Here is a 12696-nt window from a genome sequence, read left to right on the forward strand (position 1 = left end):
ATATTTCCTGAGGAGAGAACAAAAGTAATATATTTTTTGTTCTTAATACATATAAGTAGGTAGAATCTTAATTCTGATATTCAGGATGATCCCCACGTTCCATGGAGATTTCATACCCAATAGTGTGCAGTTGTGCAGCTAAATCTATAATTCCTTGTGCCGATTCACTTCCGAAAGCAGCCTTGTTATCGTACAGCGAATATTCCTTGCGAAGTGAAGCCGGAGATAAGTTAGGCATGATGACATTAGCTCCTGCAAGGATCCCTCCAAGGCGTCCTTCTCCGGGAAGTGAAGCCAATGCCGTGGTTGCGGGAATAAGAGCATGAGGCAGCATGAGGCGACATATAGATAAGAGTCGCAGTGTCATGTCTACACTGCCGGCTCTTTCTCCGGCAAAGGGAGTGGCATGATGGGGAATGAAAGGTCCTATGCCGATCATTTCCGGCTTGAATCGTTCGATAAATCTAATATCTTGAAGCAGATGTTCCACTGTTTGTCCCGGACTTCCTACCATTATTCCTGTTCCTGTCTGATAGCCGATCTCTTTGAGAGATATCAGGCATTGCTGTCTCCGAGAATGGCTCATGGTGGAAGGGTGAAGCGAGGAGTAGTGTGCGGAGTCAAATGTTTCATGTCTCAGCAGATACCGGTTTGCTCCAGCCTTATAGAATTTAAGATATGAGTCGTAAGACTTTTCACCGAGAGAGAGCGTTATGGCACACTCCGGAAATGTTGTGCGTATATCGCGTACAAGGGACTCTATCCAGGGAGTTGTTTGTCGGGGGTCTTCTCCTCCTTGAAGGACGAAAGTCCTAAAGCCGAGATCGTATCCTTCCTGACAGCATCCCAATACCTCTTCATGAGAAAGACGGTATCTCGAAACTTCTTTATTGTCTTTGCGAATACCACAATAGAAGCAGTTGTTATGACAGTAGTTGGTTAGCTCTATCAGTCCTCTCAGATAGATTTTGTTCTGAAAGATTTCGAGAGTAACCTCTCTTGCCTTCTGATGCAGATATTGTATGGTATCTGCATCAGAAGAGGAGAGAAGATATATAAGGTCTCTATCCGATAGTGTGTGATCTCTTTTCAGAAGATCAATTATTGTCCGCATACGTCTCCTTTACGTTCGTGAGCTCTTTATTCAGCTGACGACGTCCCGACACAATATCGTTGTATGCGCTTGGGCCGGATATGCAACCACCTTCACAGGTCATTACTTCTATGAATTGTCCCGGAGCTTTCTTTGTTTTAGCATAGCTGCGGAGCATTGTGATATTCTTCTTATTAAGGTCTGCCACTTCTATGCCATTGACCTTATCGGCATTTTTGCCCAGATACGCTTTTACGGCACCCATTACACCTCCATTCAGTGCAAAGCCATGTGCTTCACGTACAGAGTTAAATGCCATCTTGTAAGCAGGAGCTTGTTGAAGCTCTATGTCCATTCCTTTGAAGATAGCACCCACTTCCTCAAATGTCAGGATCATATCCACCTCTTCGTCTCTGCGTATCTCTTGACGCTTACCGATACAAGGACCTACAAACACGATCTTGGCGTTCGGATATTTTTTGCGTGCAATACGTGCAGTGTAGTACATGGGCGATCCGGTGGACGAAACGAATGGCTTCATTTCCGGAATATGTTTGTTCACCAACTCTATATAGGATGGACAGCAAGAAGTAGTCATGAAGGGTTGTCCCTCTTCAAGTTTTTCGAGAAGTTCGTGAGCCTCGTTGCTTGTGGTATCCATTGCTCCTTGAGCTACTTCTACAACATCGGTGAAGCCGATCTGTTTGAATGCTCCGTAAACCTGATCTATGGTTGTCTTGAACTGACCGAGTATGGACGGAGCGATGATGGCAATGACCTCTTCACCCTTACGGATGCTTTGAAGCACATCAAAGGTCTGGGATATTTCAAAGATAGCACCAAACGGGCAGGCGTTCAGACACTTTCCGCAGTATATACACTTGCTTTCGTCTATATGTTCTACACCATACTCATCTTTTGAAATGGCTTTTACCGGACAAGCTTCTTCGCAAGGAACGGGAATGTAAACGATAGCGTGATAGGGGCAAGACTTATGACATATACCGCAACTCACGCACGTGTCGTGGTTGATTTGTGCCTGTCCGTTTTTTTGAAAGCTGATGGAGTCTTTCGGACAGTTGGTATAGCAGCTTCGAGCCACGCATCCCCGACAGAGGTTAGAGACTTCATAGTTGATCTGTACACAGGATGTACACGCTTCGTCTATGACACACATCAGGTTCTCTTTGTTTGGAGCTTCACGCTCAAGAGCCTTCTTTGCGTACTTGGAAAGCATATCCACTTCGCTCTCTTCATCCGTCATATCGAAGCCGAGCAGTGGAAAACATTTATACTTCCACACAGCGCGCTCTTTATGAGGGCAACACCTTCCAAGTACTTTCGACCTTCGAGGGGAAAATTCAATAGGAAGGTAGTCTATTTTTTCTACGAGCTGTCCCTCTTTCCATAGCTTGACAAGAGTTGCCAGAAGCTTATGTCGGACAATCATTACATTGTTGGTGTAGGCCATACTATAGAGATGTTGTAATAGAGATATATATAAATAATCTGCTTTTGCGCCACAAAGATAAGCCCAAAAGTGATATGACACAACTATTTCGTAACTCTTTTTAGAACTAAAAGCTATAATTCCATTTTATATAGCTTAAATCTGATAAGAGAGTGGCCGGATTTATCTCTTTTTTGGAGGGAGCTTTTATATAAAAATGGAGGGCTCTATCCTCCGGGACAAAGGGGACGTTTTTTGAAGATTTTACTCTCCAATTCTTGTTTTTAATGTTTATTTGTCTGTATATCAATAGGATATGAAATGTCCCGAATTTCGGAACTTTTCTCCTCTTGATCGGTTTTATGCCCCATTTTCGAGTTAATAGAGGTGAAATTTAAGAGGTCTAATTGTGATGAATTCTTAATAAAGAAATTGTGCCAAAAAGCCCATTTTTCGGGTAGAAACAGGTAAGTTGTTGGATATTAGCGCAATGACTGAAATTTCTAAACACGTTAATTGAATCCGGTAAACGTGTTTAATGAAATCAGTAAACGTGTTCATTGAAAAATTAAACACGTTAAGCCGACAAAATATGCTCGTTTAGCATTTTGGCTTAACGAGTATCGGAAATTGTGTTAATAAAACGGAGCGGATTTAACAATTCGGTCGTGCTCTGAAAACGACTCTTCCGATCAAAATAGAGAGAGCGAAAAAAGTGAGCATTTTTCGGGATGGAATATATAAAAATGACGTTTGTAAAAGCTCTTATTTTGCTCCAAAAAGAAGATTAAAAAAATCATCCCTCAAGAGTGTAATTTTGGTTTTTTGTATATGTCCTCAATCTTTGTTTTAGTGATCAAGTTTTCTTTGCCGTAGTATGGTAAAAAATGCACCTCTTGTATCCTGTCCGGAAAGCAATAAATAGAAAGAGGAAAAAGTTGTATCTTTGCTTAGATTGTACCGATACATCATGAGAGTATATGAGTAGTATAGAAATAGAAGAATATACAGAGTATCCGGAAGAGTCGCAGCGAGTCTCTTCATCGGGATCAACCTATGTCCTTACCGGGATGTATAAGTCGTGGTTTGTCAACTACGCTTCTTATGTCATACTGGAACGAGCCGTGCCTCACATTGCGGATGGCTTAAAGCCTGTTCAGCGTCGTATTCTTTATACGATGTCTCAGATGGATGATAGACTCATAAAGGTGGCAAACATCGTGGGATTCTCTATGCAGCTTCACCCGCATGGCGATGCAAGTATATCGGATGCCCTGGTACAGCTCGGTCAGAAAGATATTCTTATCCAGTGTCAAGGTAACTGGGGGAATATTCTTACAGGGGATGGTGCTGCCGCAGCACGTTATATAGAGGCTCGTCTGACTCCGTTTGCAAAAGAGGTGCTATTCAGTCCGAAAATAACGGAATACCGTCCATCCTATGATGGAGCCAATAAAGAGCCGGTACGTCTGCCTGTGAAGTTTCCTCTCTTATTGGCACAAGGCGTGGAGGGTATAGCAGTCGGTCTCTCATCCAAGATACTGCCACACAATGTTTCGGAAATACTTCAGGCTTGTATCTCTCACCTGAAAGGGGAGACTTTCAGGCTGTATCCGGACTTTCAGACCGGCGGACACATAGATGTCTCAAAGTATAACGACGGCGAACGAGGGGGCAACGTAAAAGTGCGTGCCAATATCATAAAGAAAGACTCTAAGACTCTTGTCATAGACGAACTGCCGTTCGGAAAGACCACTTCTTCACTTATAGACTCCATACTTAAAGCCAACGAAAGAGGTAAGATCCGGATACGAAAGGTGGATGATAAGACCTCCGAAAAGGCCAATATAGAGATTCAGCTGGCTCCCGGAACATCGAGCGATAAGACAATAGATGCCCTTTACGCATTTACAGACTGTGAGATAAGCATCTCTCCAAACTGCTGTGTGATAAAGGATGATAAGCCCGTCTTTGTCTCCGTATCGGATGTTTTGAAGGATAATGTGGAGCGTACCAAAAATCATCTTCATGCCGAACTTCAAGTGGAATACGATGAGCTGAGAGAGAAGCATCTTTTTGCATATTTGGAGCAGCTGTTCATCAAGAAGAGGGTGTACAAGGATAAGAAGTTTGAAGAGGCTAAAAGCACCGAAGAGGCTGTGGCTTACATCCGAACCGCATTGGCTAAAGAGCTTAAGGATCTTGTACGTCCCGTAACGGATGAAGACCTTAAGAGGCTGCTGGAAATCCGCATGGCAAGGATTCTGCGCTTTAATGAAGAGAAGAATCAGATACTGCTGGAGTCTCTTTTGAAAGAGATGGAACTAGTTCGGTACAGGATGGATCACATTGTGGAATATACGATAGAGTGGTGCTCTTCCTTGTTGGAAAAGTATGGCGCAAAGTATCCACGTCGTACCAAAGTGCGCAGTTTTGATACCATAGAAGCATCCAAAGTGGTAGAGAAGAACGAGAAGCTCTATGTCAACAGGCAAGAGGGCTTTATCGGAACCGCTTTGAAGAAAGATGAGTTCGTTTGTAACATTTCGGATATAGACGATATCATAGTCTTCTTTAAGGATGCAAGGTATATCATCACTAAGGTTGCGGAAAAGGCTTTTGTAGGGAAAGATATTATTCACGTAGCCCGTTTTGTGAAGAATGATAAGCGGACGGTCTACAACACGATCCATAGAGAGGGAAAGCATGGACACTATTTCATCAAACGTTTTAGTGTAACCTCTTTCATGAGAGATAGGGACTATCCCGTGGGATATGGAGGAGAGGGATCCAAGTTTGTTTACTTCTCCGCCAATCCTAATGGAGAAGCCGAGACGGTAAGAGTAGTACTCAAGCCGAAGCCCAGTCAGCGTCAGCTGGTATTTGAGAAAGACTTTTCCTCTATCCGGATTATGGGACGCTCATCGAGAGGATACCTGCTTACAAAAGGGGATGTACACAAGATCGTATTGAAGCAAAAGGGTGTATCCACTCTTGGAGGCAGAATGGTCTGGTTCGATCATGATGTCAATAGAATCAACTATGACGAACGAGGAGCTTTCTTGGGTGAGTTTTTCCCTGAAGACAAGATATTGGTCATCCGTCAGAATGGGGAGACATACACTACTTCATTTAGCGACACGAATCACTTTGAAAACGATATATTCATCATAGAGAAGTATGATCCGAACAAGGTTTGGACGTTGATCTATTTCGATTCGGAGCAAGGATACACCTATATTAAACGCTTCCAAGTTGAAGATTCTGCAAAAAGAGAAAACATCTTGGGCGATGGCTGTGAGATGATAACCCTTTCCGATGAACCTTATCCTCTGTTTGAAGTCTCTTTCAAAGGAAAAGATCAGCACCGCCTTCCGATAGTCATAGATGTGGAGGAGTATATTGCTGTGAAAGGTATCAGAGCTAAAGGTAAGCGTTTGAGTACCTTTGAAGTGGGAGATATAGAAGAGAAGGAGGGAAGAAAAGTAGAGGTCGCAACTGAAGACGAAGAGGTTTTGAGCTTGGAAGATTCGCCATCGAATGACAATGAAGAGTTTATGGAGACCAATCGTCTTCTTGGAGAGGCTACCGGGATGAAGAGTATTCCTTTTGGTAATGAAACGGAAGAGATGGAGGTGGAAGAATGAAAAAGTTTGTGCAAATCCATATCATCGGATTGCTTTGCTGTTTGGCTTTTCCGGCTATGGCTCAGAAAGACTCCGTTCAGACATCAACACCCAAGAAGAGTGCCTTTTCAGAAGTGATGAATAGGGCTTTACATAGGATCTATGTGGGAGAGCCTTTCTCGGAGTTTGATCCTCTTCCCACAACTCACAGTAGGCGATTCCTCACAATCGGAATAGGGCAGGCATTGGATGATTATCTTTCTCCCATTCCTCACGACGGCATATTCTTTAAGCTGAAAAGAGAGGGATACAAGAGAGAGAGGCAGGATTGGTTGCATATCGGATCTTGGCAATCTCTGATGGATATTCATGCGGCTCTCTATCGCAATCCCGTAAATGGTTCGGGTATGCAGTTTTTGCAGTTTGATGGAGCATTCGGACCGGCATGGAATCTTTTGGAAAAGAAGTGGTTGAAATGGGATTTGGCTCTAATGGGAAATCTTGTTTTGGGTTCTACCATAAAGTCAGCCAATACCAACAATGTATTCAACCTAAAACTCTCTGCCGGTTTAGACTTAGCCACAGGAGTGCTTTTCCCCATAAAGATAAAGGAGTACAAAATGTTTCTCCATTACAGGGCACAACTCTCTGCGCTTCATCTAACTTTTCATCCGGGTTATGGGCAGCCTTATTATGACTATATTGGAGGAGAGAATGGTGCACCACTCAAGTTTTATCTCACTCAACCATGGAACAGATTGAGGGTAAAGCAGATGATTACGGCAGACATTCCGTTTGCTCACTCTACTCTGATATTGGGATTTGAGCATGGATATACCAATATGAGGCTGAATAACAGAAAGTTCAGAGAACTTTATTTTGGCTTGGTTTTGGGATATTCTTTCGACTATTTTAAGTTGAGCGGATCGCGCAGTATCAGAACTGATCGGATAGATAAAAGTTTTCACTTCTAAAAATACAGGAAATCATGAAGAGGTTTGGTGGTATAGCCATTGCAATATTGCTGTTTTTCCTCCCTTCTTGCAAGAAGATTGAGGTAGAAAATTCAGGGAATCAGCAGGAAAACTTTGAGGCTCTTTGGAATATCTTGAATGATAATTACTGCTATTTTGAAGAGAAGAATATAGACTGGGATGCCATAAAAATGGAGTATCAGAGCCGTTTGAATGCAAAAAAACTGACGACCCTTGAGTTTTTTGATCTGCTTTCGGATATGATAAGAGAGCTGAAAGATGGGCATTGTAATCTGATCTCATTTTTTGATCGAGGAAATTACACGTGGACTAATCCCAATGGAGAGGAGTCGTTGGACCCTGCTTTAAGAAAAATCTATCTGGGAGATAAGTACAGAGTATCTCACGGAATGATCTATACAAAAATAAAGTCATCATCAGCTATTGACGATGGCAATAAGGATATAGGATATATCATCTATCCAAGTTTTATGAACTCACTCGGAGAGATGCAGTTTCTTTCCATTTACTTTAGTGACTGTAAGGGGGTCATAATAGATCTCAGAGGAAACGGAGGAGGCTTGGTAACCAATTCGGATATACTTCTCTCTTATTTTCTCTCTCAGAAAACATTGGTCGGGTACACGAAGTACAAGAAAAGCAACAAGAGGGGAGATTATTCCGATCCTCGCCCTCAATTTGTTTCTCCTTACGGACAGAATGCTTTTTGGAGAGATATTCCCATTGTTGTACTTCAAGATGCCGGCAGTTATAGCGCAACGAATGACTTTCTGTACAAAGCCGTCTATGAGGAGAATATTACGACAGTGGGACTTAGATCCGGAGGAGGTGCAGGTCTGCCTGCAATGGCAGAATTGCCCAACGGATGGCGAGTGAGATATTCTACTGCTGCCGGACTGGACAGAAAGTTTCTCTCCCATGAACAGGGAATAGAACCGGAAGTGCGAATGTCTCTTAGTGGATCTAAGGATAGAGATGATATTATAGAGAAAGGTATTGAGATAATCTATTCAAAATGGAATTTATGAGCAATAATGATAACAACCCACTGCTAATGCAAGAAGAAGAGATCGTACGTATGCTTAAAACAGTATATGATCCGGAGATTCCGGTGAATGTGTATGATCTTGGATTGATATACGATATAGATATACAGGATAACGGACATGTAGTGGTTACGATGACGCTAACCGCTCCCAACTGTCCCGCTGCGGACTTCATTATGGAAGATGTCAAGATGAAGGTGGAGAGCGTTAAAGGAATTAACGAGGTTACTATAAATCTGACCTTTGAACCGGAATGGTCTAAGGAGATGATGAGTGAAGAGGCTCTGTTGGAGCTTGGATTCTTATAATGACAGACTCAGGTATCACATCATATAGCATACCATCCGGGAAAGCGGTATATTTCTTTTCGGATGTCCACTTGGGATCGCCTTTTCATAAAGATCCCGTAGCATTGGAACGCCATCTGGTTCAGTGGTTAAGATCTATTGAGCAGGATGCTTGTATGCTTGTGATGCTGGGAGATATTTTTGATTACTGGTTTGAGTATAGAGACGTTGTACCAAGAGGGTTTACTCGTTTCTTGGGACAGATTGCACGAATGTCTGATCTCGGCATAGAGATTCACTTTTTTACGGGGAATCATGATATTTGGAGTTTTGGGTATCTGGAGCAGGAACTTGGAGTGAAACTCCATACAAGTAGCTGGGAATGTCTGATAGAAGGAAAAAGATTCCTTATGGCTCATGGCGATGAGTATGATTACAGATCCAAAGGCTTCAGAGTGATCAGATCTGTATTCCACAACAAGTTTTGTCAAAAGCTTTATGCTTCTATTCATCCCAGGTGGGCTGTCGGTTTGGCTCACTCATGGTCCAATTATAGCAGAAGAAAAGGAGTAGAAAAAAGATATGGAGATGATGCAGACTTTGTGGATGAGCAAAATAACTATCTCATATCTTGGACTAAAAAATATTTGACCGAAGCAAAAGAAAGTCATCAAAAGCCCGATTTTTTTATCTTTGGACATCTACACATGCTTGTGGATCTGATGCTTCCCGAACAAAAAAGAGTCGTTATATTGGGGGATTGGATTAAGTTCCACTCGTATGCCAAATGGGATGGTAAACAATTCTCTTTGAATATCTATGAAGAGGACGAGATATAAATGATATAAAGAGTAGAGAAATGAGTGTGTTTCAACTGAATTCTAAATTTAAGCCAACAGGAGATCAGCCCGAAGCCATAAAGGCTTTGGTTGATGGTCTTAACAGTGGAAGATCCCGGTATCAGACACTATTGGGGGTAACAGGTTCAGGGAAAACATTTACCATCGCAAACGTCATAGAGAAGATAGGCAAACCCACGATTATCCTGAGCCACAATAAGACATTGGCAGCGCAGTTGTATGGTGAGTTCAAGTCTTTTTTCCCGGACAATGCTGTTGAGTACTTTGTGTCGTACTATGATTATTATCAGCCGGAGTCCTATCTTCCGGCATCTGATCTTTACATAGAAAAAGACTTGGCTATAAATGCCGAATTGGATAAGTTGAGACTGAGAACTACAATGTCTCTCATGAGCGGACGACAGGATATTATCATCGTCTCCTCTGTGTCTTGCATCTATGGTATGGGAAATCCGAGTGCCTATATGGAGAAGCGTATAGAGATAAAACAAGGAAGCCGTATAGATAGAGAATCTCTTCTTAGATCATTGGTAGATGCCTATTATATCCACAATAAAGCAGAGTTTTTACCCGGTAACTTTAGAGCAAAGGGAGATACCATAGATATTTTTCCGGCAGAAGAAAACTATGATGGTACCGCTTACAGAATAGAGTTGTGGGGAGACGAGGTGGACAGAATCACTCGATTTAGACCTCTTACAGGTAAGGAGTTGGGGGTACTTCCTTCACTATCTCTTTATCCTGCCACTCTTTTTGTAACATCTTCGGAACTTCTTTCTCAAGCAATAAAGCAGATCCAAAAAGATCTGGAGATTCAGGTCAATCTCTTTGAGCGAGAAGGGAAGCTATTGGAAGCCAAGCGTCTCAATGAGAGAGTATCGTATGACATCGAGATGATGAAAGAAGTAGGATACTGTTCCGGTATAGAGAACTATTCAAGATACTTTGACGGGCGAGCGCCGGGAGAGAAACCCTACTGTTTGTTCGACTATTTCCCCTCTGATTTTCTACTTGTGATAGACGAAAGCCACGTAACCATACCTCAGGTCAAAGCCATGTACGGAGGGGATCGCGCGAGAAAAACAAACTTGGTGGAGTATGGTTTCAGACTGCCTGCCGCCATAGATAACAGACCGCTGAAGTTTGAAGAGTTTGAAGAGATCATCGGAGATACGATTTTTGTCTCGGCAACTCCGGCAGATTACGAGCTTGAAAAAAGCGGAGGCGTTGTCGTGGAGCAAGTGATCCGACCCACCGGTCTTCCTGATCCTGTTATAGAAATACATCCGACGCTCAATCAGATAGACCATCTCATGGAAGAAGTGAGAAAAAGAGTGGAAGCGGACGAACGTGTCCTCATAACAACGCTCACGAAGAAGATGGCAGAAGAGCTTTCCGAGTATCTCTCCCAAGCAGGTATAAAGTGTGAATATATACATAGCGATGTGGATACGTTGAGAAGGGTTGAGATAATGGAAGGCTTGAGGTCGGGAGAGTTTGACGTCCTTGTCGGGGTTAATCTGTTAAGAGAGGGACTGGATCTTCCTGAGGTTTCTCTTGTGGCTATTTTGGATGCCGACAAAGAAGGCTTCCTGCGTTCTCATCGCTCTCTTACCCAGACGGCAGGGCGTGCGGCTCGCAACCTGAATGGCAGGGTGATATTCTACGCCGATACTATTACTGCAAGTATGGCACTCACCATAGAGGAGACTCAGCGTCGTCGAAACAAACAACTCGAATACAACAAAAAGTATGGCATCACTCCCAAGCAGATTGTGAAGAACTCTGCCTCCATATTGGATCTCACGGGAGCGCCCACCGGGAAGAAAGCAGACTCAAAGGCGGCAAGCTACTCATTCAAAGCAACGGACACCGCAATGGTGGCAGAGCAAGCCGAGAGTGCGTATGTCTCGGCACAACAGCTGTCCGAAAAGATCAGCGCTGCCAAGAGTGCCATGGAGAAAGCAGCCAAAGCGTTGGATTTTATCTCTGCCGCTCAGTGGAGAGACGAGTATTTTCGTCTGTCCGCTCTGCAGGAGAATCAAAAAGGATAGAGACCTGCATGGCAGCCTCTTTTCAATAATTACTTATATTAGTGCAACAACAAACAGACAGTTATGGTTACAGATAACGACACACATATAGATACGGAACAATCGCCACAGAAGAGATGTTGTCCCTGTCGTAAGAGAAAAAGGGGAGCGACGCCCATGATAAAGCTGAACTCTTACGACTATTTCTCTCATCTTCCGAAAGGGGCGAATGAGTACGAGTTTACCGAAGTCCAGTTCAAGAACACTCGCAAGGGATACTATACCAATCCGTTGGGATTGGAGCTGCATCAGGGCGACATGGTTGCCGTGGAGTCTTCACCCGGTCATGATATAGGAATGGTAACACTGACGGGGAAGCTCGTGGCTTTGCAGATGAAAAAGATTCGCTATCGCCATCCCGGTGGAGAGATTCGACAGATATATCGTTTGGCAAAGGAGTCGGACATGGAGAAGTATCATCAGACAAAAGCCCTGGAGCACAGCACCATGATTCGCTCCAGGGAGATTGCCAAAGATCTCGGACTCGATATGAAGATCGGAGATGTCGAATATCAGGCGGACGGGCTGAAAGCAATCTTTTACTACATATCCGATGATCGTGTAGACTTTCGGACGCTGATAAAGAAGCTTGCCGAAGAGTTTCACATCCGCATAGAGATGAAGCAGATCGGGGCGAGACAGGAAGCCGGTCGCATCGGAGGCATTGGTCCGTGCGGTCGGGAGCTTTGCTGTTCGCAGTGGATGCCGTCGTTCCTTTCGGTAGGCACCAATGCAGCCCGCATTCAAGACCTTTCGATGAATCCTTTGAAGCTTGCGGGGCAGTGTGGCAAGCTGAAATGTTGTATCAACTTCGAGACCGATGTCTACGCCGAAGCACAGAAGAAGATGCCGTCGAGGGAAGTACGTCTGCGCACTCAGCTCGGTATGTACAAATACTTCAAAGCGGACATTTTGGCAAAAAACATCACATACGCCATTGACAACCGCAACGAGAGACAGGAGGGACCGGCTTACGTAACCATCTCTGCGGACAGAGCATTCCGAGTGATCCGCATGAACAAAGAGGGTGAGATACCGTTCTCTCCGGAGCACGACGCCAAGAAAGGCAAAGAAGAGAAGCCCTCCAAAGACATTCTCAACGAGAGCATTTCCCGGTTCGATTCGGGAGAAGGCGGCACGGGAGAGAAGAAGAGACGCAGCAGATCCAAGTCCTCCCCACGCAGGCGCAAGGAAGCGAAAGCGGACAGAGTGGCAGACTGATCCTCACCCCCTCTCTCACACCCCC

General features: G+C 43.8%; 9 protein-coding genes. 7 read left to right on the plus strand and 2 right to left on the minus strand.

Annotation, left to right across the window (positions count from 1 at the left end; translation table 11 throughout):
* Nucleotides 1–67 precede the first annotated feature (67 nt).
* Nucleotides 68–1114 carry a [FeFe] hydrogenase H-cluster radical SAM maturase HydE gene (hydE, locus tag HQ43_RS08845; RefSeq protein WP_036792387.1) on the minus strand — a complete coding sequence of 349 codons (1047 nt, stop codon included), beginning with the start codon at nucleotides 1112–1114 and terminating at the stop codon, nucleotides 68–70.
* Nucleotides 1098–2564: a monomeric [FeFe] hydrogenase gene (locus tag HQ43_RS08850; RefSeq protein ID WP_036792390.1), complete on the minus strand. Its 1467-nt coding sequence runs from the start codon at nucleotides 2562–2564 to the stop codon at nucleotides 1098–1100. The genes hydE and HQ43_RS08850 overlap by 17 nt, the downstream gene beginning before the upstream one ends.
* Nucleotides 2565–3523: 959 nt before the next feature.
* Here HQ43_RS08850 and HQ43_RS08855 point away from each other — a divergent pair.
* The 7 genes from HQ43_RS08855 to HQ43_RS08885 all read left to right on the plus strand — a co-directional run bounded on the left by HQ43_RS08855 (nucleotide 3524) and on the right by HQ43_RS08885 (nucleotide 12671).
* Nucleotides 3524–6190 (plus strand): DNA gyrase/topoisomerase IV subunit A, encoded by a 2667-nt coding sequence (locus HQ43_RS08855; RefSeq protein WP_036792393.1) that lies wholly within the window; start codon nucleotides 3524–3526, stop codon nucleotides 6188–6190.
* Entirely contained in the window at nucleotides 6187–7143 is a 957-nt protein-coding gene (locus tag HQ43_RS08860; RefSeq protein ID WP_036792396.1) for a hypothetical protein, read from the plus strand. Before HQ43_RS08855 ends, HQ43_RS08860 begins: the two co-directional genes overlap by 4 nt.
* Before the next feature lie 14 nt (nucleotides 7144–7157).
* Nucleotides 7158–8192 carry a S41 family peptidase gene (locus tag HQ43_RS08865; RefSeq protein WP_036792398.1) on the plus strand — a complete coding sequence of 345 codons (1035 nt, stop codon included), beginning with the start codon at nucleotides 7158–7160 and terminating at the stop codon, nucleotides 8190–8192.
* On the plus strand, nucleotides 8180–8518 hold the full coding sequence (locus HQ43_RS08870; RefSeq protein WP_369794013.1) for a metal-sulfur cluster assembly factor: 339 nt from the start codon (nucleotides 8180–8182) through the stop codon (nucleotides 8516–8518). The genes HQ43_RS08865 and HQ43_RS08870 overlap by 13 nt, the downstream gene beginning before the upstream one ends.
* Entirely contained in the window at nucleotides 8518–9336 is an 819-nt protein-coding gene (locus HQ43_RS08875; RefSeq protein WP_052103173.1) for a UDP-2,3-diacylglucosamine diphosphatase, read from the plus strand. Before HQ43_RS08870 ends, HQ43_RS08875 begins: the two co-directional genes overlap by 1 nt.
* A 20-nt stretch (nucleotides 9337–9356) precedes the next feature.
* A complete protein-coding gene (gene uvrB / locus HQ43_RS08880; protein ID WP_036792403.1) occupies nucleotides 9357–11411 on the plus strand; it encodes an excinuclease ABC subunit UvrB in 2055 nt (684 codons plus the stop codon).
* A 63-nt stretch (nucleotides 11412–11474) separates the two neighbouring features.
* Nucleotides 11475–12671, plus strand: a complete 1197-nt coding sequence (locus tag HQ43_RS08885; RefSeq protein ID WP_052103174.1) for a PSP1 domain-containing protein — start codon at nucleotides 11475–11477, stop codon at nucleotides 12669–12671.
* Nucleotides 12672–12696: the final 25 nt, after the last annotated feature.

Source organism: Porphyromonas canoris (assembly GCF_000769115.1).
Taxonomy (GTDB): domain Bacteria; phylum Bacteroidota; class Bacteroidia; order Bacteroidales; family Porphyromonadaceae; genus Porphyromonas_A; species Porphyromonas_A canoris.

Coding starts and splice junctions, on each gene's coding strand:
- hydE (WP_036792387.1), bottom strand. CDS start 1,114: ATGCGGACAATAATTGATCTTCTGAAAAGAGATCACACACTATCGGAT.
- HQ43_RS08850 (WP_036792390.1), bottom strand. CDS start 2,564: ATGGCCTACACCAACAATGTAATGATTGTCCGACATAAGCTTCTGGCA.
- HQ43_RS08855 (WP_036792393.1), top strand. CDS start 3,524: ATGAGTAGTATAGAAATAGAAGAATATACAGAGTATCCGGAAGAGTCG.
- HQ43_RS08860 (WP_036792396.1), top strand. CDS start 6,187: ATGAAAAAGTTTGTGCAAATCCATATCATCGGATTGCTTTGCTGTTTG.
- HQ43_RS08865 (WP_036792398.1), top strand. CDS start 7,158: ATGAAGAGGTTTGGTGGTATAGCCATTGCAATATTGCTGTTTTTCCTC.
- HQ43_RS08870 (WP_369794013.1), top strand. CDS start 8,180: ATGGAATTTATGAGCAATAATGATAACAACCCACTGCTAATGCAAGAA.
- HQ43_RS08875 (WP_052103173.1), top strand. CDS start 8,518: ATGACAGACTCAGGTATCACATCATATAGCATACCATCCGGGAAAGCG.
- uvrB (WP_036792403.1), top strand. CDS start 9,357: ATGAGTGTGTTTCAACTGAATTCTAAATTTAAGCCAACAGGAGATCAG.
- HQ43_RS08885 (WP_052103174.1), top strand. CDS start 11,475: ATGGTTACAGATAACGACACACATATAGATACGGAACAATCGCCACAG.